The organism is Bradyrhizobium sp. 197 (assembly GCF_023073375.1).
In the GTDB taxonomy this organism is placed as follows: Bacteria; Pseudomonadota; Alphaproteobacteria; order Rhizobiales; family Xanthobacteraceae; genus Bradyrhizobium.
In genome coordinates this window covers 87,309-111,700 of record NZ_JADPJJ010000030.1, presented here as the reverse complement: position 1 = coordinate 111,700, position 24,392 = coordinate 87,309, and the positions used below count along the sequence as shown (strand labels likewise).

Annotated in this window: 24 protein-coding genes and 1 other RNA gene; 16 read left to right on the top strand and 9 right to left on the bottom strand. The window is 63.5% G+C overall.

The window, feature by feature from the left end; translation table 11 throughout:
* Positions 1–58: 58 nt before the first annotated feature.
* A complete protein-coding gene (locus IVB27_RS07070) occupies positions 59–1,720 on the top strand; it encodes a hypothetical protein (protein WP_247442390.1) in 1,662 nt (553 codons plus the stop codon).
* A gap of 72 nt (positions 1,721–1,792) precedes the next feature.
* On the opposite strand, the gene IVB27_RS07065 is transcribed toward IVB27_RS07070, so the two are convergent.
* The gene (locus IVB27_RS07065; RefSeq protein ID WP_247442388.1) at positions 1,793–2,290 is read right to left on the bottom strand and encodes a GNAT family N-acetyltransferase; all 498 of its coding nucleotides are present in this window, start codon (positions 2,288–2,290) and stop codon (positions 1,793–1,795) included.
* Between the two features lie 144 nt (positions 2,291–2,434).
* On the opposite strand from IVB27_RS07065, the gene IVB27_RS07060 reads away from it, so the two are divergent.
* Complete coding sequence (locus IVB27_RS07060; protein ID WP_247442386.1) at positions 2,435–3,610, top strand: GAF domain-containing sensor histidine kinase; 1,176 nt, start codon at positions 2,435–2,437, stop codon at positions 3,608–3,610.
* A gap of 238 nt (positions 3,611–3,848) precedes the next feature.
* Here the strand turns inward: IVB27_RS07060 and feoB are convergent, their stop codons facing one another.
* The 7 genes from feoB to ssrA form a co-directional block, all read right to left on the bottom strand.
* Entirely contained in the window at positions 3,849–5,720 is a 1,872-nt protein-coding gene (feoB, locus tag IVB27_RS07055) for a ferrous iron transporter B (RefSeq protein WP_247442384.1), read from the bottom strand.
* A gap of 20 nt (positions 5,721–5,740) precedes the next feature.
* Positions 5,741–6,016, bottom strand: a complete 276-nt coding sequence (locus IVB27_RS07050) for a FeoA family protein (RefSeq protein ID WP_247347587.1) — start codon at positions 6,014–6,016, stop codon at positions 5,741–5,743.
* Positions 6,017–6,132: 116 nt separating this feature from the next.
* Complete coding sequence (locus tag IVB27_RS07045) at positions 6,133–6,387, bottom strand: ribbon-helix-helix domain-containing protein (protein ID WP_247442382.1); 255 nt, start codon at positions 6,385–6,387, stop codon at positions 6,133–6,135.
* Positions 6,384–6,572: a DUF4169 family protein gene (locus IVB27_RS07040; RefSeq protein WP_247347585.1), complete on the bottom strand. Its 189-nt coding sequence runs from the start codon at positions 6,570–6,572 to the stop codon at positions 6,384–6,386. Before IVB27_RS07040 ends, IVB27_RS07045 begins: the two co-directional genes overlap by 4 nt.
* Before the next feature lie 278 nt (positions 6,573–6,850).
* A complete protein-coding gene (gene fumC, locus IVB27_RS07035; protein ID WP_524536464.1) occupies positions 6,851–8,281 on the bottom strand; it encodes a class II fumarate hydratase in 1,431 nt (476 codons plus the stop codon).
* 98 nt (positions 8,282–8,379) lie between these two features.
* Positions 8,380–8,898 carry an SspB family protein gene (locus IVB27_RS07030; RefSeq protein WP_247442378.1) on the bottom strand — a complete coding sequence of 173 codons (519 nt, stop codon included), beginning with the start codon at positions 8,896–8,898 and terminating at the stop codon, positions 8,380–8,382.
* Between the two features lie 113 nt (positions 8,899–9,011).
* Positions 9,012–9,377: a transfer-messenger RNA gene (gene ssrA / locus IVB27_RS07025) on the bottom strand.
* A gap of 84 nt (positions 9,378–9,461) precedes the next feature.
* Here ssrA and IVB27_RS07020 point away from each other — a divergent pair.
* From IVB27_RS07020 to IVB27_RS06965, 12 genes are all read left to right on the top strand, one after another.
* The gene (locus tag IVB27_RS07020; protein ID WP_247442376.1) at positions 9,462–10,079 is read left to right on the top strand and encodes a chromate transporter; all 618 of its coding nucleotides are present in this window, start codon (positions 9,462–9,464) and stop codon (positions 10,077–10,079) included.
* Positions 10,076–10,606 (top strand): chromate transporter, encoded by a 531-nt coding sequence (locus IVB27_RS07015; protein WP_247442374.1) that lies wholly within the window; start codon positions 10,076–10,078, stop codon positions 10,604–10,606. The genes IVB27_RS07020 and IVB27_RS07015 overlap by 4 nt, the downstream gene beginning before the upstream one ends.
* Positions 10,607–10,701: 95 nt before the next feature.
* Positions 10,702–11,463 carry a tripartite tricarboxylate transporter TctB family protein gene (locus IVB27_RS07010; protein ID WP_247347576.1) on the top strand — a complete coding sequence of 254 codons (762 nt, stop codon included), beginning with the start codon at positions 10,702–10,704 and terminating at the stop codon, positions 11,461–11,463.
* A 7-nt stretch (positions 11,464–11,470) separates the two neighbouring features.
* Positions 11,471–13,036, top strand: coding sequence for a tripartite tricarboxylate transporter permease (locus IVB27_RS07005; RefSeq protein WP_247347573.1), 1,566 nt, complete (start codon positions 11,471–11,473; stop codon positions 13,034–13,036).
* 164 nt (positions 13,037–13,200) lie between these two features.
* Positions 13,201–14,181, top strand: a complete 981-nt coding sequence (locus IVB27_RS07000; protein ID WP_247442372.1) for a tripartite tricarboxylate transporter substrate binding protein BugD — start codon at positions 13,201–13,203, stop codon at positions 14,179–14,181.
* A 168-nt stretch (positions 14,182–14,349) separates the two neighbouring features.
* Positions 14,350–15,144, top strand: coding sequence for a thymidylate synthase (locus tag IVB27_RS06995; RefSeq protein ID WP_247347571.1), 795 nt, complete (start codon positions 14,350–14,352; stop codon positions 15,142–15,144).
* A 5-nt stretch (positions 15,145–15,149) separates the two neighbouring features.
* Positions 15,150–15,635, top strand: coding sequence for a GNAT family N-acetyltransferase (locus IVB27_RS06990; protein WP_247442370.1), 486 nt, complete (start codon positions 15,150–15,152; stop codon positions 15,633–15,635).
* The gene (locus IVB27_RS06985) at positions 15,635–16,144 is read left to right on the top strand and encodes a dihydrofolate reductase (RefSeq protein ID WP_247442369.1); all 510 of its coding nucleotides are present in this window, start codon (positions 15,635–15,637) and stop codon (positions 16,142–16,144) included. Before IVB27_RS06990 ends, IVB27_RS06985 begins: the two co-directional genes overlap by 1 nt.
* 153 nt (positions 16,145–16,297) lie before the next feature.
* Positions 16,298–17,434: an FtsH protease activity modulator HflK gene (gene hflK, locus IVB27_RS06980; protein WP_247347558.1), complete on the top strand. Its 1,137-nt coding sequence runs from the start codon at positions 16,298–16,300 to the stop codon at positions 17,432–17,434.
* Positions 17,431–18,327 carry a protease modulator HflC gene (hflC, locus tag IVB27_RS06975; protein WP_247347556.1) on the top strand — a complete coding sequence of 299 codons (897 nt, stop codon included), beginning with the start codon at positions 17,431–17,433 and terminating at the stop codon, positions 18,325–18,327. Before hflK ends, hflC begins: the two co-directional genes overlap by 4 nt.
* Before the next feature lie 71 nt (positions 18,328–18,398).
* Positions 18,399–18,605: a DUF2065 domain-containing protein gene (locus IVB27_RS06970; RefSeq protein WP_211384594.1), complete on the top strand. Its 207-nt coding sequence runs from the start codon at positions 18,399–18,401 to the stop codon at positions 18,603–18,605.
* Between the two features lie 144 nt (positions 18,606–18,749).
* Entirely contained in the window at positions 18,750–20,249 is a 1,500-nt protein-coding gene (locus tag IVB27_RS06965; RefSeq protein ID WP_247442368.1) for a Do family serine endopeptidase, read from the top strand.
* A 162-nt stretch (positions 20,250–20,411) separates the two neighbouring features.
* On the opposite strand, the gene serB is transcribed toward IVB27_RS06965, so the two are convergent.
* Positions 20,412–21,317, bottom strand: coding sequence for a phosphoserine phosphatase SerB (serB, locus tag IVB27_RS06960; protein ID WP_247442367.1), 906 nt, complete (start codon positions 21,315–21,317; stop codon positions 20,412–20,414).
* Between the two features lie 11 nt (positions 21,318–21,328).
* On the opposite strand from serB, the gene miaA reads away from it, so the two are divergent.
* On the top strand, positions 21,329–22,285 hold the full coding sequence (gene miaA, locus IVB27_RS06955; protein WP_247442365.1) for a tRNA (adenosine(37)-N6)-dimethylallyltransferase MiaA: 957 nt from the start codon (positions 21,329–21,331) through the stop codon (positions 22,283–22,285).
* A 330-nt stretch (positions 22,286–22,615) separates the two neighbouring features.
* The gene (locus IVB27_RS06950; protein ID WP_247442363.1) at positions 22,616–24,391 is read left to right on the top strand and encodes an acetolactate synthase 3 large subunit; all 1,776 of its coding nucleotides are present in this window, start codon (positions 22,616–22,618) and stop codon (positions 24,389–24,391) included.
* The last annotated feature ends 1 nt before the right edge of the window (position 24,392 follow it).

Below are 24,392 nucleotides of genomic sequence, written 5' to 3'. Positions count from 1 at the left end.
TCAAATTCCGCGTAGAGCGGCCCGTTCGAACTATCTCGCTCAAGAGGGAGTTCTGGCAATGGCTAGCATCGTGTTGGGAATTGTCATCTCCATATTGGTATCGACACAAGCCTCCGCCGATGAGTTCGGCGACACCGCGTCCGAACTCCTTCCTTCGTTGGTGCGCTGGTCCATCACCTTGTTGGGTTTGGTCGTGGCGGCCCGATTGGCTTGGCAAGCCTTTGGCCGCGCCGTGACCATTGCCGAAGTACCGACTTTCCCGAGATACATGACGACCCGACAGCAGTATCGATTGGGCGGTTTCATCTTTGTCATATTCTCGTGCTGCTTTTTCCTTCTTCTCATCCATGAGAATCGGGACGTCATTGCCTTGGCGCCATTGGTCCCTGCGATTCCGGACGCCGTCATACAGGCTGCGAAAGGTCAGTCTGCGCCCTACCTGACCGTGATCGCCGCAATGGGGGCCGTGTATTTGTTCCTCCTTACAAAGGAGGCTCAGTGGAACGTCCTGCTGATGGTCCGCGACGTGATCCAGAGCTGGATCAGCGTGCCTCAACTCGCGAAGCAGATCATGGCGCAAATCCGCTTTTCGCTGCGCGTGCCAGAGAATGCGGTCTCGGAAATCGTTGCGAACTCGCCGGAGATCGTGGATCAGGACTTCCGCAAGGATCCCAATAGCCCGGATCGAATGTGGGCGGAAATTTGCTACATGAAATGGTGGCTGACGCAGGGGCACGAAGCTGGCGATGACGCCACCTTCTTTACCGAGGACAGCTTTGGTTTCGACAAGCTCATGGCAGACTTTCAGCTGACGTCGCCGACAATGAGCCAGTGGAAGGCCGGCGTGCTAACGGGCCTCGCTGCGCCCCAGGCCACGCAATTGATCAAAGAGCTCTACAATCGATTTGCCCGTCTTGTTGCGTGCTACCTGATCTACCGCAACGGCTCTCGAATTGACCTGCGCAATGAGGCCAACAAATTCGGCATCGAAATTGATGCTCCTGTTCACGACAATCCTTTACGGTACTGGATTGTCTATATTATTGCACTGATCTGTTCCGTCTATCTGGGGGTGGCCATTTCGGCCGTCGTTTATGACGTGCTGCAAGGCAAGGGTATTGTTTTGGCGCAAGACCCTAATCGCTCGATGGCATGGGTCATGTATTCACTTTGCAATTATGGATTGGCGATCGTCGTCGTTCTTTTGCTTCGATTTGCGATTTCTTCGCTGGGAAGCCATTCAGATCCGTCGCACCTCACCACCTATTGCTGGAGTTTTCTGGTCGCGCTGGTCGTAGGGCCCGCCGGTCTGACGGTGGCCGTCCATTACTTTGGAGAGGGGAATCTGCGGGAAATGTCTGTTGTCAGTCTTTACTATGCGATGTTGCGGTGGGGGCTCGGGCCCGCGCTCGTGACCGTTTATATTTCGTACTATCTCGACAGGCAGAGCTGCTCCGATTTGCCGGACATCGATAATTCCCTACGAACGGTAGCGTGGCGACTGTTCAATTGCTTCGGCTTTGCGGCAACCAATGTGTTTTTGCTTCTTCCGCCCTTGCTGTCGCTGGTGGCACAGGAGGGTGCGATCTGGGAAACCAATAAGCTGCGCTTCATTGCGGCCGGTACGACGTTTTGTTTGGCATTCGGCCTCGCGTTGGCGGCACAGTTTGCGCTTAAAAAGGAGCGGATCGGAACGGTGCTGGCTCATAAGCCAGCTTGATCCTGCGCGTTTCTCGCGTCTCTGCCTCAATCGGTTGTCCGACTGCGCACCGAGTGATCTCCAGGCCGGGTCTCACCGCCGGATGCGGTAGATCACGACGTCTTCGCCGTGCCGGATCGTGCTTCGCTCGAGGAGATAGTTGGACTTCTCCAGCACGCGGCGCGATGCGCCATTGCCGACATAGACCAGGCCGATGAGGGACGGCAGCTTGTGATGTAACAGTCCGATATCCGTCAGCGCGATCGCGGTCTCGCTTGCAAGTCCACGGCCCCAGAATTCGCGCTTGAATGCGTAGGCAATCTCGATCTCGTCGATATCATCCACTAGAATGTGCCGGATGCCCGCCCGTCCGGCGAATGCCCCGTCTTTGGTTCGCAGCACCCAGAGCCCAAAACCATGCTGGTCCCAATGTTCCATGTTGGCGCCGAGATAGATCCTGGTCGTCTCCGCCGGGCGCACGCCGCCGAGATATCGGGATACCTCGGTATCGCGATGCAATGCGACGAGGTCGGCCAGGTGATCTTCACGAAGCCTCTCGGCGGTCAGTCTCCCCGTGCTGAAATGTTCCATAGGAACAGATAGCCGCTTCCACGGTGGGGCGTCGAGCAACATTGACGTGGAATAACCTGGCTGGCAGTGCTTTCAATGTTGCAAGGACGCGCTTTGGTTGGGGTGACGGTCGCCCCGGGGCGAATGTTCCGACGCGGAGCGGCAATGGATTTCGAGCGCGACATAGCCAAGGTCAGCGGAATCGCGGCGGTCTCGACCATCCTGGACGTGGTCAGCCGGACCACCGGCATGGGATTTACGGCCGTTGCCCGCGTCACGGAGGACAGGTGGATCACCTGTGCCTCGCGTGACGAACTTGCGTTCGGGCTGAAACCCGGTGACGAGCTCAAGGTCGAGACCACGATCTGCCATGAGATCCGGCAGAGCCGTGAGGCGGTCGTCATCGAGAATGTCAGCGAGGATGCCGGGTACTTCAAGCATCACACGCCCGCGCAATATGGCTTCCAAAGCTACATCTCCGTGCCGATCATCCTTCCCGACGGTTCATTCTTCGGGACTCTTTGCGCGATCGATCCGAAGCCGCGCAAGCTTCGGACCCCCGAAGTCATCGGGATGTTCAAGCTTTTTGCCGAGCTGATCGCGTCTCACCTCGACGCGGGCGACCGCGTCGAATTGATCGAGAACAGGCTGGCGCTGGAACGACAGAATGCCGAACTGCGCGAGCAGTTTATCGCCGTGCTCGGTCACGACCTCAGAAACCCTCTTGCCGCGATCCAGGGCGGCCTGCGGCTTCTGAACAAGAAGGTCGATGAAGAGGGGCAGAACTGGATCAACCTTCTGCAAGGAAGCGTCGCCCGGATGGCGGCTCTGATCGACAATGTCATGGACCTCGCCCGCACGCGGCTCGGTGCCGGGATGCAGCTCGAGCTGAGAGAACAGGCACTCGGGCCTGTCATCAAGCAGATTGTCGCAGAGTTCGAGAACGTGCATCCGGATCGCGTTATCGAAACGGTCATCAACATTCCAGGGACTGTGAGGATCGACGCCGGCCGCATAGGTCAGATGCTGTCCAATCTTCTCGGCAACGCGATTTCCTATGGAGCGGCCAACGAGCCGATCAGGGTGCTGGCGCAAACGACCGGAGCTGGCTTCGACATCAGCATTGTCAACAAAGGTGCGCCAATTCCGGCGGAGGCGATGCCGCGCCTTTTCACTGCGTTCGATCGTGGCGACGTTCTGCCGAACCAGAAAGGGCTTGGGCTCGGACTGTACATTGCCCAGGAGATCGCGCGCGCCCATGGCGGGTTGATCGTCGCGTCGTCGTTGCGGGATGAAACGGTGTTCACCGCGTCGTTCCCGGCGACACAGGCGAGCGGCTGAGAAGGCCTGCCACGCCGGCGTGTCCTGCCGTCACGGAGCGTCTCGCCAATTCTCCGACGATGCCATCATGCTCCTGTTTTGCCCGACGGAGCAACCGGCGCACAGCTGGTAAGTCCGGATTGTGCGGGCTCTATCCCGGCTGCCGCCGGACGATTTTCACGCACGCGTAACCCATTGATCTCACAGCGTCGGTCTACTGTGCATGGGGTTGTTTTCGCAGTTTTAGTTTCGAGTGGGGCTACCCTGCCCCGAACGCGACCGCGACATTGTAGGTCAGAAGGCTCGCCGCATAGGCCAGCACCAGCATGTAGGCGAAGGTGACGGCCATCCAGGTCCAGCTTCCGGTCTCGCGCCGGATCACGGCCAGCGTGGATGCGCATTGCGGGGCGAAGATGTACCAGGCCAGCATCGACAGCGCGGTCGCGAGCGACCATTTCGTCGCCAGCACCTGGCCGATCTGCTCGGCCGCTTCCTTGCCGCCTTCGATCGCATAGACGGTCCCGAGCGCGGCGACCGCGACCTCGCGTGCCGCCATGCCCGGGATCAGCGCGACCGCGATCTGCCAGTTGAAGCCGACCGGCGCGAGCAGCGGCGCAAGCGCCTTGCCGATGATCGCGGCCAGGCTGAAGTCGATCGCCGGTTCGGTTGCGCCAGCGGGCGGCTGCGGGAACGAGGCCAGGAACCAGATCAGCACCATCATCGAGAAGATCGTGGTGCCGGCACGGTGCAGGAACATCTTGGCCCGCGTATAGACGCCGATCGCGATCGATTTCAGCCGCGGCATTTTGTAGTCGGGCAGCTCCAGCATGAACGGCGCCGGCGCATAGTCGCGCAGCATGAAGAATTTGATGAGGAACGAGACGGCAAGCGCGCTGATGATGCCGGCGGCGTAGAGCCCGAACATCACGAGGCCCTGGAGGTTGATGAAGCCCCAGACGTCCTTTGCCGGAATGAAGGCGGAGATGATCAGCGTGTAGACCGGAATACGCGCGGAGCAGGTCATCAGCGGCGCGATCAGGATCGTGGTCAGCCGATCGCGCTTGTTGTCGATGACGCGCGTCGCCATGATGCCGGGGATGGCGCAGGCGAAGCTCGACAGCAGCGGAATGAAGGCGCGGCCGTGCAGGCCGGCGCCGCCCATGATGCGGTCCATCAGGAACGCGGCGCGCGCCATGTAGCCGAAATCTTCCAGCAGCAGGATGAACAGGAAGATGATGATGATCTGCGGCAGAAACACAATCACGCTGCCGACGCCCGAGATTACGCCGTTCTGAAGGAAGCTCTGCAGCAGGCCGGCGGGCAGGGTGGCGTGCACGAACTCGCCGAGCGAGTCGAAGCCCGAGTTGAGCAGCTCCATCAGCGGCTGGGCCCAGGCGAACACCGCCTGGAACATCACGAACAGGATAGCCGCGAGCACGATCAGCCCGCCGACGGGGTGCAGCACGATCGCGTCGATCCGCGCCGTCCAGGTGTCGGGCCGGCTCGGCAGGCTGACGCAATCGGCGATGATGCGGTCGGCCTCGCGCTGGGAGGCGCGCAGTTCGGCCACGCTCAGCACGCGCCAATTGTTCTCCCCCGGCTCGGCGGCGAGCTTTGCCGAAATCTCGTCCGTCAGCGCCAGCAGGTCGGCCGTGCCGCCCTTGCGCACCGCGATCGAGGTGACCACGGGCACGCCAAGCTCGTTGGCGAGCCGCTCGACGTCGACAGTGATGCCGCGGCGGCTGGCGATATCGAACATGTTGAGCACGAGCACCATCGGCCGGCCGGTGCGCTTGAGCTCCAGCAGCAGGCGGATGGTCAGCCGCAGATTGGTGGAATCGGCCACGCACAGGATGAGGTCGGGCGCGGTCTCGCCGGAGGCCTTGCCGAGCACGAAGTCGCGGGTGATCTCCTCGTCCGGGCTGCGGCCGCGCAGCGAATAGGTGCCGGGCAGGTCGACCACCGAGACCTGGCGCCCCAGAGGGGTGACAAAAAAGCCTTCCTTGCGCTCGACGGTGACGCCGGGATAGTTCGCGACCTTCTGCCGGCTGCCGGTCAGCGCATTGAACAGCGAGGTCTTGCCGCTGTTTGGCGTGCCGACCAGGGCGAGATGAAGTTGGGGCAATTCCATGGAATTGGGGTCCGGTCGCTTCAGGCGACGATAATGGCCATGGCTTCGCGACGGCGCACCGCGATCGTGATGCTGTCGACCCGTACGGCGATCGGGTCGCGCCCGACCAGCCCCTCGTGCAAGACCTCGACCCGGGCGCCTTCGACGAAGCCGAGCTCGATCAGCCGGCTCTCGAGTTCGATGTCCGAGAGCGCCGAGCCGGCGTCCTTGGCGGAAAGGTGCTGGATGACGCCGGTATAGCCGCGCTGGGCCAGACCCAGCGGCATGTGCGGACGCGTATCATGGATGTCGGTCATGCCCTGTATTTTCAACGCAGGGCATCGAGGTCAAGCGCGCTGGCTCGCGGAAGCTGCATCTTAGAGTGATTTTAAAGTAGCAGCTTCGTGACGGAGGGGGATCGGCGCCAGGGCGGCTACTGGGCCGGGACCTTTTCCGACTGGATGGCGGCCATGGCGCGGCTCTTGAAGTAGTCGAGCACGAACAGGCGGATCGCCGAGGACAGATTGCCCTGCTGGCGGTTGCCGTCGATCTCGCCGACCAGCTCGGACAGCGTCATGTTGCGCAGGCCCGAGATCTCCTTCATGCCGTTCCAGAACGCCTCTTCCAGGCTGACGCTGGTCTTGTGGCCGGCGACGACGATCGACCTTTTCACGACGGGCGACTTCATGGCTGCTCCTCGCGATCGATCTGGTGCTGGTCCAGGTGTGCCTTCGCCTGGTCCGCGCGCGTCTGCTCCGCCGACCGTTCCGCCTTCGTGCGGCCGAACTTCGTTCGGTTGGCGTCCGCCTGCTTCGCCGTGGCTTCCCGCTCGGCGCGCTTCCTGAAACGTTTCAGGTTGATGACGTTCCCCATGCCGCGTCTCCATCATCCGATCCTCCGTGGGCTGGATGAAACATTCAGAAACAGGGTGCCGCGTTGCGCCCCACAAGACTTGATCGCCATTCGCTCGTCCTCGTCAATCGGCCCCTTGGGCCATCAAACGATGAATTTCGCTCCGTGAAGGGCAGAGGGGCTGCGTAACACACCGCCCCGCCGCGACATTGACGGTAATCAAATCCGGCCCTCAAAGCCTCATATTTCTGCAGCGCGCGCGTCCGTATCACTACGGATGGCTATCGGAATTCGGAATTTTATCCCGGGCTGGTCATCTTCTCGGGGCGCACCAGGCGGTCGAACTCGTCCGCCGAGACGAAGCCGAGCCGCAGTGCCTCCTCCTTCAGCGTGGTGCCGTTGGCATGCGCCGTCTTGGCCACCTTGGCCGCGTTGTCGTAGCCGATCTTGGGAGCGAGCGCCGTCACCAGCATCAGCGAGCGCTGCATCAGCTCCTTGATGCGCTTCTCGTCGGCGCGGATGCCGCTGACGCAATGCTCGGTGAAGGAGCGCGCGGCGTCCGCCATCAGCCGGATCGAGTGCAGCATGTTGTAGGCCAGCACGGGCTTGTAGACGTTGAGCTCGAAATGGCCCTGGCTGCCGGCGACCGTGATCGCGGTGTGATTGCCGAACACCTGGCAGCACACCATGGTCATCGCCTCGCACTGCGTCGGATTGACCTTGCCTGGCATGATCGAGGAGCCCGGCTCGTTCTCCGGCAGCATCAATTCGCCGAGGCCCGAGCGCGGGCCGGATCCGAGCAGGCGGATGTCGTTGGCGATCTTGAACAGGCCGGTCGCGACCGAATTGATGGCGCCGTGCGCCGACACATAGGCGTCGTTCGAGGCCAGTGCCTCGAATTTGTTGGCGGCGCTGGTGAAGGGCAGCTTCGTGATGCTGGCCGCGTGCTTTGCGAACAGCTTTGCAAAGCGCGGCTTCGAATTGAGGCCGGTGCCGACGGCGGTGCCGCCCTGCGCCAGCGGATAGAGCTCCTTCACCGCGACCTTGAGCCGGGCGATGCCGCTCTCGACCTGCGCGGCGTAGCCGGAAAATTCCTGGCCCAGCGTCAGCGGCGTCGCATCCTGGGTGTGGGTGCGGCCGATCTTGACGATCTTGGCGAACTCCATCTCCTTCTTGCGTAGTGCACGGAGCAGCTCACCGAGGGCCGGGACGAGATCGGCATTGATACGGCTTGCCGCCGCGATGTGCATCGCGGTCGGGAACGAGTCGTTCGACGACTGGCTCATGTTGACGTGATCGTTGGGATGGACCGGCTTCTTGGCGCCGAGCTCGCCGCCGAGCATTTCATTGGCGCGGTTGGCGATGACCTCGTTGAGGTTCATGTTGCTCTGCGTGCCCGAGCCGGTCTGCCACACCACCAGCGGAAAATGATCGTCCAGCTTGCCTTCGATCACCTCGCGCGCGGCGCGGATGATGGCGTTGGCGCGGCGCTGGTCGAGCAGGCCGAGTTCCTGGTTGGATTGCGCCGCGGCGAGCTTGACGATGCCGAGCGCATGCACGAGCGAGATCGGCATGCGATCGATGCCGATGCGAAAATTCTGGCGCGAGCGTTCGGTCTGCGCCCCCCAATAGCGATCGGCGAGGACCTCGATGGGGCCGAAGCTGTCGGTCTCGGTGCGGGTCGCGGAGCGCGAGGAGCGGTCGGTTTTCGAGCGGGCGATCTTGGCCATGGGCACATCCATTCCCCGCGCGAAACGCCGCGCAGCCTCTTCATGTGCCTCTATATAGGGAGTTTGTCGGCGTGCGACGGGCTCCGGCCCAATCTAGATCATTTCTTGCGGAAACGATCCAATCGCACGACTTCGGCGCCGCCCTGGTTCGGGCCGGCCGGCTCTTCAGAGCTTTCCGTCGTCTCGGCCGCAGACGCCGGCACCGCGACCGCGGACGGGGCGGGAGCGGCCGGCAATGTCTCGGGCGAGACCTCGGCAACATCGGAGGTGTCGAACTGGAGGCCGAATTTCACGGACGGATCGAGGAAGCTCTTGATGGCGCTGAACGGCACGATCAGCCGCTCCGGAATGCCGCCGAAGGACAGGCCGACCTCGAAGCGGTCCTCGAGCACGGTCAGATCCCAGAACTGGTGCTGCAGGATGACCGTCATTTCTTCCGGGTACTGCGCCAGCAGTCGCGATGAGATCTTCACGCCGTCGGCCTTCGAGACGAAGGTGATGAAGAAATGATGCTCGCCCGGCAGTCCTTGGGACGCGGCATCGGTCAGCACCTTGCGCAGCACGCCGCGCAGCGCGTCGCGGGCCAGCACATCGTATCGGATATGATCGGTCGCCATGGTGGTCCTGTTGCATTCCAGGAGTTGGGCCCCGCCGGCCCGACTCGCCAAGCCGCGATAATACCGCGCCTGACGGGTCAGCAGGAGTCCCCGCCGGGTAGGAAATGGAGGTAAGTGGAGGCTTCTGTTGCCAGGTGCCTCCGAACCCCGCCTAACGGAGCTTAACCCGTTAGGACTTCAGAATGGTCTTTCAAACTGCGTTACGCAGCCTGAGCAACCGGAGCAAAGTTGTCGTTGGCAACTATTGCATAGCCCGATAACGGCGGAACAATACCGAGAAAAAGAACGCCCTTTACGCCCTCGTCGATCCTATTTCGCCCCCGCCAAAGCCCGCTCTAGGGCTTGCCCGCTGGTGGGCTTTGGTGGAGGCGCCGGGTACCGCCCCCGGGTCCGAATGGTTTATTGCGACGACCGTTTATTTCCATAGCCGGCGAACCGGCACCCCCAATATAGGGGGCAAAGGTTTCAAATGACAGGTGTTTCGAGCGGTTTTCCGGAGGTTCCCTTTGGATAGGTTCCCGACTGGCTTGGCCGCGCGACGGCCGGCGTTCTAAGCTCCTGACATGTCCAAGGATTCCGCACCGGCCGCCCAACACCCAGATCAATCGCCGGACCGTCCAGCCACCAACCCCGTTCCGCCCGGCCTCGTCGCGCTGTTCCTGGCCTTCGCCAGGATGTCGCTGGCCGGTTTCGGCGGGGTGTTGGTATTTGCCCGGCAGGCCATCGTCGAGCAGCACCGCTGGATGACCGCGGACGAGTTCAACGAGACTTTTGCGCTCTGCCATTTTCTGCCCGGGCCCAACATCGTCAATCTGTCGATGGTGTTCGGCGCGCGGCTGCGCGGGATCGCGGGTGGTATTGCCGCCTTCGCCGGGTTGTTGCTGCCGCCGACGTTGATCATGACGGTGCTTGCGATCATCTACGCCCGGTTCGGCGATGTGGAGGTGCTGCGCCGCATCCTCGCGGGCATCTCCTGCGCGGCGGTCGGGCTCTTGATCGCGGTGGTCTTCCGGATGATGACGCCGCTGCTCAAGCGGCTGGACGTCGTCGCGCTCATCCTGATGCTGGCCGTGTTTCTTGCCATCGGCGTCGTTCGCCTGCCGCTCCAGGCCGTGCTTTTGGTTGCGATCCCCGTGAGTGTCGGCGCCACCTTCCTGATGCGGCGGAAGGTAGCAGCATGAACGCCGAGAACCCGATCTGGGCGCTGATCTCCACCTTTGGCCTGATGTCGCTGTTCGCGGTCGGCGGCGCCGCGGCGGCGGTGCCAGAGATGCACCGCATCGCGGTCGATGTGCATCACTGGATGACCGACAAGCAGTTCGCCGACGCCTATGCGATTGCGCAGCTCTCACCAGGTCCGAACGTGCTTATCGTCACGTTAATCGGCTACGCCGTTGCCGGCATCCCCGGCGCGCTGGCGGCGACCTTGGCCATGTGCCTGCCGACGGCGCTGCTTGCCTATTATGTCAGCCGGCTCCTCAACCGCCCCAGCCAATCGCGCTGGCCCGTGCTGATTCAGGCTGCATTGGTTCCGCTGTCGATCGGACTGATGGCGGCGAGCGCCTTGATCCTGGCACAGTCGACCGATCGTACCATTGCTGCACTGCTCCTGACCGCGACGGTTGCAGTGATCGCCTCGGTCTCGCGCATCAGTCCGCTATGGCTTTTGCTCGCCGGAGGCCTGTTGGGTTTTGCTGGCATTGTGTAATGAAAATCGCTAGGCAGTGATCCGGGCGGGGGGATCGTTTTCCAGCCGATTAGAACAACATTGCTCGTGGCTTACGGGTCGCGGAGGAGACAGGCATGGCCGATACGATGGGCCACTCGGCGACAGCCAATCGAAACACGTCGGTGGCGCTCAGCTTTTGTCTGCTGGCCATAGCGCCGCAGATCTTCGAATTCATCTGGTCGTTCGGGACGATCTTCGGCTGGGGCACCGGACGCGGTCCGGCCACCGTCGTGATCAGTCACGTGACGGCGCTGCTCGCGGGCGCCCCCGGCGCGCTGATCGGAGCGATCGGCGGTGACACCAAGAAGGCGTCATCCGATGTGCTGCTGGCGCTGATCTATTCCTATCCGCTGTTTGCGGTGGCGATTCTCACGATCTTCATGACGATCAGGTCGGCGCAGGACTATGTCGGCGGGATCGTTCTGATGGCGCTGGCCTTGTTCGCGCTGTGGGCCTCCAGCGATTTGCAGGGTATGCGGGGCTTCTCCTTCGGCGCCGGCACGGCGCCGCGAATGTTTGGCGGGCTCCTCGTCGCGCTTGGTGCCGGCATCGCGTTGACGGGATTGTTGTCTGATGGACCGGCGATGGCACATTATGCCTGGCGCGGACCGCTGTTCGTATTGATCTCGATCGTCTTCTTCGCGCTGGCGATTCGTCCGCTTGGGGTCGTGGTTACGGCGTTCGTGAGCTTCCTGGTCGCGGCGATGGGCACGCATGAGACGCGCTGGATCGAAGCCATCATCGTAGGCGCCTGCCTGACGCTCGGCTGCGCGCTGCTCTTCCCTTACGTGCTCGGGCTGCCAATGCCGATGTTCCCGCGTTTCCTGGTTCAGTGAGGGTGTGATGGCCGATCTTTTTCACAATCTGGGCCTCGGTTTCGGTGTGGTGTTTCAGATCTCCTGGTGGTCACCGTCGTGGCTGTTCGGACTGTCGCTCCCGATTTCGATCAATATTCTCATGTGCCTGATTGGCGCACTGGTCGGCACGCTTGTCGGCGTGCTGCCGGGCATCGGCACGGTCGCAACCGTGGCGATGCTCCTGCCGATCACGTTCGGATTGCCGCCGGTCGGCGCGCTGATCATGCTCGCCGGCATCTATTACGGCGCCCAATATGGCGGTTCGACCACCTCGATCCTGGTCAACATTCCCGGTGAGGCGACATCGGTCGTCACCGCCATCGACGGTCACCAGATGGCGAAGCAAGGCCGGGCCGGTCCGGCGCTGGCGATTGCGGCGATCGGCTCGTTTTTCGCCGGCTGCGTCGCGACCATCCTGATCGCCATTCTCGGTGCGCCGCTGACCAAACTCGCGCTGGCATTCGGTCCGGCCGAATACTTCTCGCTGATGGTGCTCGGCCTGATCTTCGCGGTGGTGCTGGCCAAGGGCTCTGTGCTGAAAGCGATCGCGATGATCGTGTTCGGCCTGTTGCTGTCGATGGTCGGCTCTGACATCGAGACCGGCGCCTCGCGCATGGCGTTCAACATTCCGGAACTCGCCGACGGACTCGGCTTCGCAACGGTCGCGATGGGCGTGTTTGGATTCGCCGAGATCATCCGGAACCTCGATGCCGGCGCCGAGATGAACCGCGACCTCGTGCAGCAGAAGATCACCGGCCTGATGCCGACCAGGAAAGACCTGATCGACTCGACGCCTGCGATCCTGCGCGGCACCGTGCTCGGCTCGATCCTCGGCATCCTGCCGGGCGGCGGCGCCGTGATCGCCTCCTTCGCGGCCTATACGCTCGAGAAGAAGATCGCCAAGAACCCGTCGCGGTTCGGCCGCGGTGCGATCGAGGGCGTTGCGGCGCCGGAAAGCGCCAACAACGCCGCGGCGCAGACCTCCTTCATCCCGTTGCTGACGCTCGGCATCCCGCCCAATGCGGTGATGGCGCTGATGGTGGGCGCGATGACCATCCACGGCATCGTGCCAGGCCCGCAGGTGATGCAGAAGCAGCCGGAGCTGGTCTGGGGCATGATCGCTTCGATGTGGGTCGGCAATCTGATGCTGATCATCATCAACCTGCCGCTGGTCGGAATCTGGGTGCGGCTGTTACGCGTGCCCTACCGGCTGATGTTCCCCTCGATCGTGATTTTCTGCGCGATCGGAATCTACTCGGTGAACAACGCACCGGTCGATGTCATCCTCGCTGGCGTGTTTGGTCTGGTCGGCTACTGGCTGATCAAGCACGATTTCGAACCGGCGCCGCTATTGCTCGGCATGGTGCTCGGACCGCTGATGGAAGAGAACCTGCGCCGTGCGTTGCTGATCTCGCGCGGCGACTGGAGCGTGTTCCTGACGCGTCCGCTGTCGGCCGTGCTGCTTGCGATTGCGGCCTTCCTGCTGGTGCTCACGGTGCTGCCCACGTTGCGTGCCAAGCGCGACGAGGTGTTCACCGAATCCGAGAACTGAAGGCTACGCTTCTTGCGTCGTCTTCGCGCCTGCGTCGGCGCGCCGCATTCGGAAGTCCAATCGACTTGTATGACGGCTTCGTGAAATGAAAATGCCGGCCCTTGTGGCCGGCATTTTGCTTGTGGGCTCAAGAGACCGACAAACGGATCGACGAGGGGATCGAGATGACTTCCATTCGCGCGCTTGCAGGCGCATGTGCCGCGGTGCTGGCGTCGTTGTGCGGCTTTGTCGCACCGGCTGCGGCGCAGACCTATCCGACGCGCGGCATCACCATGATCGTGCCGTTCGCGGCCGGCGGTCCGACCGACGTGATCTCGCGCATCGTCACCGGACACATGGCGCAGACGCTGGGACAGAGCATCATCATCGAGAACGTGGTCGGCGCCGGCGGCACCACCGCGACCACGCGCGCCGCGCGTGCGGCCAATGACGGCTATACGCTCATCACCGGGCACATGGGCACGCATGCTGCCTCCGTGCCGCTCTATCCGAAGCTCGCCTATCATCCGGAAAAGGATTTTGAGCCGGTCGCGTTGCTGGCGGGCACGCCGATCCTGATCCTGGCGCGCAAGGACTTTCCGCCGAAGGACCTCAAGGAATTCGTGACTTACGTGAAGGCCAATGCCGAGAAGGTCAACGCTGCCCACGCCGGCGTCGGCTCTGTCTCGCACGTCTCCTGCGAGCTGCTGCATTCCATCCTCGACATCAAGCCCGTCGGCGTGCCCTTCAACGGCACGGGCCCCGCGATGAATGCGCTGGTGGGGGGCCAGGTCGATTACATCTGCGACCAGATCGTCAACGCCGTGCCGCAGATCAATGCCGGCACCATCAAGGCCTATGCGATCGCAACGGCCGAGCGCAATCCGTCGCTGCCGAACGTGCCGACGACGGCGGAAGCCGGCCTGCCTGCATTCCAGGCCCAGGCCTGGAATGCGATGTTCGCGCCGAAGGGAACTTCGCCCGCGATCATAGCGAGCCTGAACGCCGCGGCCGTCAAGGCGCTCGACGACGCGACCGTGCGCAAGCGCCTGCTCGAGCTCGGCAGCGTCATTCCGGCGCCCGCGGACCGGACGCCGGAGGCGCTGGCGACCCTCGTCAAGAGCGAGATCGCGAAGTGGACCCCGGTGCTCAAGCCGGCAAGTTAGCCAGCAGGATCAAGTCGATAGGCGAGGGGCGGCACGCAAGTTCCGCCCCTTGTCGTTTGCGCCGGGAACGCTCATTTTTCCGGGTATAATGCGTAGGGATGGCGAATCGACGCTGTCGCGGCGCGGGGGTGGCCGCTAAGTTTGCCGCCTCCCCAAAGGCTCACGCACATGCACCAGTATCAGGACCTGCTCGAGCGGATTCTTTCAGACGGCGCGGAAAAGACCGACCGGACCGGCACCGGCACGCTGTCGGTGTTCGGCCATCAGATGCGCTTCAACCTGTCCGCCGGCTTTCCGATGCTGACCACCAAGCGCCTGCCGCTGAAGGCGATCGTGCATGAGCTGTTGTGGTTCCTGAAGGGCGACACCAACGTCAAATATCTGCGCGACAACGGCGTCACCATCTGGGACGAGTGGGCGGATGCCAACGGCGATCTCGGACCCGTCTACGGCCATCAATGGCGCTCCTGGCCCGCGCCGGACGGACGCAGCATCGACCAGATCGCCAACGTGATCGACATGATCAAGCGCAATCCGGATTCGCGCCGCCTGATCGTCTCGGCATGGAATCCGGCCGAAGTGGACAAGATGGCGCTGCCGCCGTGCCACTGCCTGTTCCAGTTCTACGTCGCCAACGGCAAGCTGTCGTGCCAGCTCTATCAGCGCTCGGCCGACGTGTTCCTCGGCGTGCCCTTCAACATCGCCTCCTACGCGCTGCTCACCATGATGGTGGCGCAGGTCACGGGCCTGAAGGCCGGCGACTTCGTGCATTCGTTCGGTGACACCCACCTCTATTCCAACCATCTGGAGCAAGCGAAGCTCCAGCTCACGCGTGCGCCGCGCGCGCTGCCGGTGATGCGGATCAATCCTGACGTGAAGGATATCTTCTCCTTCCGTTACGAGGATTTTGAGCTGGTCGGCTACGATCCGCATCCGCACATCAAGGCAGCAGTCGCGGTCTGAAGCCGATGTCGCTCAACATCCGCCGTGTGCGTCCAGACGAAGCCGGGCTCGTTCTCGCTTTCATCCGCGAGCTCGCCGAGTACGAAAAGCTTTCGCACGAGGTCGAAGCGACCGAGGCGATGATCACCGACGCGCTGTTCGGTGAGAGACCGCAACTCCATTGCGCAATCGCCGAGTGGAATGGCGAGCCGGTCGGCTTCGCGGTGTGGTTTGTGAATTTCTCTACGTTCAGCGGCCGCCACGGCATCTATCTCGAAGATTTGTATGTGCGGCCGTCGCATCGGGGCAGGGGCCTCGGCAAGGCGCTGCTCGTGCGCCTTGCCGTGGAATGCGTCGAAAACGGCTGGTCGCGGCTGCAATGGGCGGTGCTCGACTGGAACGCACCGTCGATCGCGTTCTACAAGTCGCTCGGTGCCGCCATGCTGGACGACTGGACGCTGTGCCGCGTCACCGGTCCGGCGCTGACGCGGCTTGCCGGGAGCGCGACCTGATGGAGATCGTCTTCGTCGTCGCGATCGCGGAGAACGGCGTCATCGGCGCCGGCAACGCGATTCCGTGGCGATTGAAATCCGACATGACACGCTTCAAGGCGCTCACGATCGGCAAGCCCGTGATCATGGGCCGCAGGACCTTCGAATCCCTGCCCCGGCCGCTTCGGGACCGCACCAACATCGTCATCACGCGCGATGCGGATTATCGCGCCACTGGCGCCATCGTCACGACATCGGCTGCCGAGGCAGGCGCCGTCGCGCGCGGCGATGCCCTGCGGCGTTCGGTCGCCGAGATCGCCGTGATCGGCGGCGCCGAAATCTATCGGCAATGGCTCGATCGCGCCGATTGCCTCGAAATCACCGAAGTGCATGCGCGCCCCGAAGGCGACACGTATTTCGACATCGACAAGGCAGACTGGGATGAGGTGGCGCGTGTACGTCATCCTGCCGGACCCGACGACAGCGCCGACTACTCCTATGTGACATATCGTCGGCGGCCGCGCCATTAACCGCTTTCGCCAATGTTTACATTGACTTTTTCGTGCCCGAGCATAGCTCGGAAGACAGCGAGGGCCGCGTTGTAAGGGACCTGCCTGTCCCCTATAAAGCCGGACCGGACAAAGCGGGCTGGGGCAATTTCACCCTGCCGAGGAGAGCATCGAATGCCGTGGAAGAATCAGGGCGGTGGCCCATGGGGCTCGGGTCCGAAGGGACCATGGGGCAACGGCCCGCAGCCGGTCGGACCGAGGCCGCCGGATCTGGAAGACCTTCTGCGCCGCGGCCAGGACCGCCTCCAGCAGATCATGCCGGGCGGCTATTTCTCCGGCATCGGCATCACGCTGATCGTGCTGCTCATCGTAGCGTTCTGGCTGTTGTCGGGCTTCTTCCGGGTGCAGTCCGAAGAGCTCGGCGTCGTGCTGCGCTTCGGCAAGCATGTTCGCACCGTGGAGCCCGGCCTGAACTATCACCTGCCCTATCCGATCGAGACCGTGCTGCTACCGAAGGCACTGCGCGTTTCCACCATCTCCATCGGCATGACGCTGATCGACGATCCGGCGCGGCGCGGCCGCTCCATTCGTGACGTGCCGGAAGAGAGCCTGATGCTGACCGGTGACGAGAACATCGTCGACGTCGATTTCACCGTGCTCTGGCGCATCAAGCCCAATGGCGTTGGCGATTTCCTCTTCAACATCCAGAATCCCGAGGGCACCGTGAAGGCGGTCGCCGAGAGCTCGATGCGCGAGGTGATCGGCCGCTCGCAGATCCAGCCGATCCTGACCGGCGCGCGCAACGTCACCGAACAGGGCGTGCAGGAGCTGATCCAGAAGACCCTGGACACCTACGGCGCCGGCATTCAGATCAGCCAGGTGCAGATGCAGAAGGTCGATCCGCCGGCCCAGGTGATCGACGCCTTCCGCGACGTCCAGGCGGCGCGCGCCAATCTCGAGCAGTTGCAAAACGAGGCGCAGACCTACGCCAACCAGGTCGTGCCGCAGGCACGCGGACGTTCGGCGCAGATCATGCAGGCCGCCGAAGGCTACAGGGAGCAGACGGTCGCCGAGGCCAAGGGCCAGAGCTCGCGCTTCCTGAAGGTTTACGATGAATACAAGAAGGCGCCCGACGTGACGCGTGAACGGATTTATCTTGAGACGATGGAGCGCGTGCTCGGCGGCTCGGAGAAGCTCATCTATGACGGCGGCCAGTCGGGCCAGGGCGTCGTGCCCTATCTGCCGCTCAGCGAATTGACGGCCAAGCGGCCGCCTGCAACCGGCCAGCAAACGACCGGAGGCAACCGATGAGGTCTCCAGTTACAGGTATCGTCGCGCTGCTCGGGCTCCTGCTTGTCGTGATCGTGGGCTACATGTCGCTGTTCACGGTAGCGCAGACTGAGCAGACCATCGTGTTGCAGTTCGGCCGGCCCGTCGACGTCGTTACCGCTCCCGGCCTGCATTTCAAGGCGCCGTGGAATTCGGTGATCAACATCGACAAGCGGATCCTCGATCTCGAGAACCCGTCACAGGAAGCGATCGCGTCCGACCAGAAGCGGCTCGTGGTCGATGCTTTCGCGCGCTACCGCATCAAGGACGCGTTGCGGTTCTATCAGAGCATCGGCTCGATCCAGGCCGCCAACATCCAGCTCACCACCCTGCTGAACGCGGCACTGCGCCGCGTGCTCGGCGAGGTCACGTTCATCAACGTGGTGCGCGACGACCGCGAGAAGCTGATGCAGCGCATCCGCGATCAGCTCGATCACGAGGCCGACGGCTACGGCATCCAGGTCGTTGACGTCCGGATCCGCCGCGCCGATTTGCCGGAGCAGAACAGCCAGGCGGTCTATCAGCGCATGAAGACGGAGCGCGAGCGGGAAGCCGCCGAGTTCCGCGCGCAGGGCGGCCAGAAGGCACAGGAGATCCGCTCCAAGGCAGACCGCGAGGCAACCGTAATCGAGGCAGAAGCAAGGTCACAGGCCGAGCAAACGCGCGGCGTCGGCGATGCCGAGCGCAACCGTCTGTTCGCCGAAGCCTACGGCCAGGATGCGGATTTCTTCGCCTTCTACCGCTCGATGTCGGCCTATGAGAATGGGTTGCGGTCGAACGATACCCGCTTCCTCCTGCGCCCGGACTCGGATTTCTTCCGGTTCTTTGGTAACCCGTCCGGCAAGACGGCGACCACGACGCCAGCGAAGCCGTAAGCCAGACGAGGGCGGCCGGTCTGGCCGCCCTTCGTCCGGACAAGAACAGCACAACGGGAGGTTCCAATCCGATGAGGTCCATTGCGTTCGCCGACTTCCTCATCGGCTTGGGCATCCTGTTCGTGCTGGAAGGCTTGATGTTCGCGGCAAGTCCGGCCTGGATGCGCAAGGCCATGAAAAGCGCCATGGCCACTCCGGACAATGTCCTGCGGGCGGTGGGGATTGGTTCGGCCGTGGCCGGCCTGATCCTGATCTGGGTTATGCGACGTCCAATTTAGCCGTCGCGCCAACGCCAAAGTGAAGGCGAGGGACCGGTTTTCGCCGTATTGTCCGGGTCTTGAGGCCCGTTAAGGTCTGCGCTTGCGCCGTCCCCCCGTTCAAGCGCAGTCTTGACGCCGAATCCGCATTCCCTGGAGATCACAATGACCGCTGCCATCATTGCCCCGACCCGTTTGCGCTTAGGGCTGGCCGCGCTCGCCGTTGGCGCTTTCAGCGCATTCGGCACACCGGCCTCTGCGCGCGGACCGGACGGCATCGCCGACGTTGCCGAGAAGGTGATCGACGCGGTCGTCAACATCTCGACCTCGCAGACCGTCGACGCCAAAGGTGGCGGCGGCAGCAACGCCATGCCGCAACTGCCGCCCGGCTCGCCCTTCGAGGAGTTCTTCGACGACTTCTTCAAGAATCGCAAGGGTCCCGGCGGCGGCAGCAAGGGCGGCGAGAACAGCCCGGCGCCGCGCAAGACCAACTCGCTCGGCAGCGGCTTCATCATCGACACATCAGGCGTCGTCGTCACCAACAACCACGTCATCGCGGACGCCGACGAGATCAGCGTCATCCTCAACGACGGTACCAAGATCAAGGCCGAGCTGGTCGGCGTCGACAAGAAGACCGACCTTGCCGTGCTGAAGTTCAAGCCGCCGAAGCCGCTGGTGTCGGTGAAGTTCGGCGATTCCGACAAGCTGCGCCTCGGCGACTGGGTCGTCGCGATCGGCAATCCTTTCAGCCTCGGCGGCACCGTGACGGCCGGTATCGTCTCGGCGAAGAACCGCGACATCTCCTCAGGTCCCTACGACAGCTACATTCAGACCGACGCCTCCATCAACCGCGGCAATTCCGGCGGTCCACTGTTCAACCTCGATGGCGACGTCATCGGCGTCAACACGCTGATCATCTCGCCGTCCGGCGGCTCGATCGGCATCGGCTTCGCCGTACCGTCGAAGACGGTCGCGGGTGTCGTCGACCAGCTCCGTCAGTTCGGCGAATTGCGCCGCGGCTGGCTGGGCGTCCGCATCCAGAGCGTCACCGACGAGATCGCCGAGAGCCTCAACATCAAGCCGCCGCGCGGAGCGCTGGTTGCCGGCATTGACGACAAGGGCCCGGCCAAACCGGCCGGCATCGAGCCCGGCGACGTCGTCATCAAGTTCGACGGCAAGGACGTCAAGGACCCCAAGGATCTCTCCCGCGTGGTCGCCGACACGGCGGTCGGCAAGGAGGTCGACGTCATCATCATTCGCAAGGGCCAGGAAGAGACCAAGAAGGTCACGCTCGGCCGGTTGCAGGATCCCGACAAGGTACAGGCCGTGGTGAAGACCGATGAGCCCGCGCCTGAAAAGACTGTGACGCAGAAGGCGCTCGGCCTCGATCTCGCGGCGCTGAGCAAGGATCTGCGTACGCGCTACAAGATCAAGGACACCGTCAAGGGCGTGGTCGTCACCAATGTCGACGCCAATTCGGACGCCGCGGAAAAGCGGCTCTCCGCCGGCGATGTCATCGTCGAGGTGGCGCAGGAGGCGGTGTCAAACGGAGCCGACATCCAGAAGCGGGTCGACCAGCTCAAGAAGGACGGCAAGAAGTCGGTGCTGCTGTTGGTGTCGAATGCCGACGGCGAGCTGCGGTTTGTCGCGCTGAGCGTGCAGTAGGAACAACGGCGCCTACCACAAACTCACTGTCATGCCCCGGCTTGTCCGGGGCATCCAGTACGCCGCGGCTTCTCGGTTCTATCCTCGCGGTCTCTGGAACTCTGGATCACCCAGCCCAGTGCGCAATTGCGCACAAGGCGGGCGACAACGGCGGAGAGGACGCTACGCCCCCACGAACTCTTCGCGCCGATACCCCTGCGCATACAGCAGCGCGGTGAGATCGCCGTGATCGATCCGCGCGGCGGCCGCGGCCGCAACCGACGGCTTGGCATGATACGCCACGCCCAGCCCCGCCGCCTGGATCATCGCGAGATCATTGGCGCCGTCGCCCACCGCCAGCGAGTCGATGTCGTCGAGATCGAACGACTCCATCAGATCCACCAGCGTCGCAAGCTTTGCCGCGCGGCCCAAGATCGGCTCCTTGACCTCGCCGGTGAACTTGCCGTCGCGGACGACGAGCTCGTTGGCGCGGTTCTCCTGGAAGCCGATCTTGGCAGCGACCGCACTGCTGAACAGCGTGAAGCCACCGGAGACGAGGCAGGCATAGGCGCCGTGGACGCGCATGGTCGCGACCAGTTCGCGGCCGCCCGGCGTCAGCGTGATGCGCTTGGCCAGCACCTCGTCGACGGCACTGGCGGGGAGGTCCTTGAGCAGCGCAACGCGCTCGCGCAGCGCCGGCTCGAACTCGATCTCGCCGCGCATCGCGCGCTCGGTAATGGCGGCCACGTGGGTCTTCATCCCGACAAGATCGGCGAGTTCGTCGATGCACTCCTGCCCGATCATGGTGGAATCCATGTCGGCGAGAAAAAGCTTCTTGCGCCGGAAGCCGACTGGCTGCACGACGATGTCGATGGGAAGGTCGCCGCGAAGCTCGCGCAACCGCTGTTCGATGGCGTGACGGTCGCCTTCGAGGTTACTGTCGGCGCCGAACGGGATGTCGACTGCAACCCCGTCGAACAGCCATTGCGCGGGAGCCGCCTGTGGCAGCACGGCGCGGGCGCCGTCGACGATGGTAGAGTCGAGCGCGGGATTATTCGGGTTGCAGATCAGCGTGGCGACGAGGGACATTTGAGGTTTTCGTGAGCGAGGGGCAAGTCGGCAGAAGGCATGTTGGCAAGGCCGTGCTTATCGCAGGCCCGACCGCCAGCGGCAAGTCGGCGCTGGCGCTCGAGCTTGCGCTCGCTACGGGCGGCGTCGTCATCAATGCCGATTCCATGCAGGTCTACCGCGACCTCCGTATCATCACCGCGCGCCCGACACAGGGCGACGAGGCGCGGGTGCCTCACCGCCTGTACGGCCATGTCGATGCGGCCGTCAATTTTTCGGCCGGTGCCTGGGTGAGCGACGCGGCGAAGGCGCTCGAAGAGGCGAAAGCCGAAGGCCGCCAGCCGATCTTCATCGGCGGCACCGGGTTGTATTTCAAGGCGCTGACGGCGGGCCTTTCCGTGGTACCGCCGATCCCTGCCGAGCTACGCGAGGACGTTCGGGCGCGGCTGGAGCGGAACGGCGTCGAGGCGCTGCACGCGGAACTCGCGCGTCGCGATCCGCGGGCGGCCGAGCGATTGAACCTGCGCGACCGCACGCGCATTGCGCGCGCGCTCGAAGTGGTCGAAGCCACCGGCCGTTCGCTACTGGACTGGCACCATGAGGGCCAGCCGCCGCTCTTGCCCAGGGACAGTTTTCGCGCGGTGTTCCTCGCGCCCGAGCGCGACGAGCTCTACGCCCGCATCGACGCCCGCTTCGACACCATGTTAGGGGCCGGCGCACTGAAGGAGGTTGAGCGTCTCGCCGCCCGAAACCTCGATCCGCTGCTGCCGGCGATGAAGGCTCACGGCGTGCCGGCCCTGATCCGGCAGCTGCGCGGTGAGCTCAGCCTGGAGCAAGCGGCCACGATCGGCCGCGCCGACACGCGCCATTACGCCAAGCGGCAGTTCACCTGGTTCCGGCACCAATTGCCGGAGTTCGAATGGGTCAAGCCGGAGGAGGCGAGGGGCTGGCTCGCGGCGATCGTGAACGCGGCACGGGACTCGGGCTGACGTGCTTTTGTGCCTCGGCTCCCATATTTACCGCTCGCCGAACTCCGGGAACGCCGCTACACTGCCTAAATCGCGCGGGAACGGCCACATTGCCTTGACATCGGGGCGTTGGTCGCTATGTTTCGCGCAACCTTTGGGAAGCTGGGCACCTGCCATGCGTAACATTATTACCAAACTTCTTATCGCCGTCGTACCCAGGCACACCGCCGGGGGTGGCTAGCTGCCATCCACATGACAGGCGGTGTGCATGGGGCCCTCTTCGGGGCCTTTTTTATTTCCCGAACCCGACACGAACGAAGCCGCTGACAACAGCGCATCCGGAGCAAGCCAATGAGCGACAAGAGCCACGATCCGAACCAGATGACCGGCGCCGCGATGATCGTCCGCGCGCTCATCGATCATGGCGTGACCGACATTTTCGGCTATCCGGGCGGCGCCGTGCTTCCGATCTACGACGAGATCTTCCAGCAGAGCGAGGTCCAGCACATCCTGGTCCGCCACGAGCAGGGCGCGGGCCACGCCGCCGAAGGCTATGCGCGTTCGACCGGCAAGCCGGGCGTCGCGCTGGTGACCTCCGGCCCCGGCGCCACCAACATGGTGACGCCGCTGACGGATGCGCTGATGGACTCGATCCCGCTGGTCTGCATCTCCGGCCAGGTGCCGACGCATCTGATCGGCAATGACGCATTCCAGGAATGCGACACCGTCGGCATCACGCGCCCCTGCACCAAACACAACTGGCTGGTGCGCGATGTCAACGATCTCGCCAAGGTGCTGCACGAGGCGTTCTACGTTGCGACTACGGGGCGACCGGGCCCGGTGCTCGTCGACGTCCCCAAGGACGTGCAGTTCGCGACCGGCACCTATCATCCGCCGCGCAAGTCCGACGTGCATCGCTCCTACGCGCCGCGCGTGAAGGGCGATGCGACGCAGATTCGCAAGGCCGTGGCGCTGCTCGCCAATGCCAAGCGCCCCGTGATCTACAGCGGCGGCGGCGTCATCAATTCCGGCCCCGAGGCGACCAGGCTGCTGCGCGAGCTGGTCGAGGTCACCGGCTTTCCGATCACCTCCACGCTGATGGGTCTCGGCGCGTATCCCGCGTCGGGCAAGAGCTGGCTCGGCATGCTCGGCATGCACGGCACCTACGAAGCCAACATGACCATGCATGATTGCGACGTCATGCTGTGCGTCGGTGCGCGCTTCGACGACCGCATCACCGGCCGCGTCGATGCGTTCTCGCCGGGGTCGAAGAAGATCCACATCGACATCGACCCGTCCTCGATCAACAAGAACATCCGCGTCGACGTGCCGATCATCGGCGACTGCGGCAACATCCTCGGCGACATCCTCCAGGTGTTCAAGGCGGAGGCGAAGAAGCCCGACGTCAAGGCGTGGTGGCAGCAGATCGCGCAGTGGCGCGCCCGCAACTCGCTCTATTTTAGAAAGAGCAACGACGTCATCCTGCCGCAGCACGCGATCCAGAGCCTGTTCGAGGCGACGCGCGGCAAGGATACCTACATCACCACGGAGGTCGGCCAGCACCAGATGTGGGCGGCGCAGTTCTTCGGTTTCGAGGAGCCGCATCGCTGGATGACCTCAGGCGGTCTCGGCACCATGGGCTACGGCCTGCCGGCCGCGGTCGGCGTGCAGGTGGCCCATCCCGACAGCCTCGTCATCGACATCGCGGGCGATGCCTCGGTGCAGATGACGATGCAGGAGATGTCGACGGCGGTGCAGTACGAGCTGCCGATCAAGATCTTCATCCTGAACAACCAGTACATGGGCATGGTGCGGCAGTGGCAGCAGCTGCTCCACGGCAACCGGCTGTCGCATTCCTACTCGGAGGCGCTGCCGGATTTCGTCAAGCTCGCGGAGGCCTATGGCGGCGTCGGCTTCCAGGTGCACAAGCCTGCCGACCTCGATGGCGCCATCCAGGAGATGATCTCGGTCAAGCGCCCGGTGCTGTTCGACTGCCGCGTCGCGGCGCTGGAAAATTGTTTCCCGATGATTCCCTCCGGCAAGGCGCACAACGAGATGCTGTTGCCGGAGCAGGCCAACGACGAAGCCACCGCAAAGGCGTTCGCCGGCGGCAAGGCGCTGGTGTAAG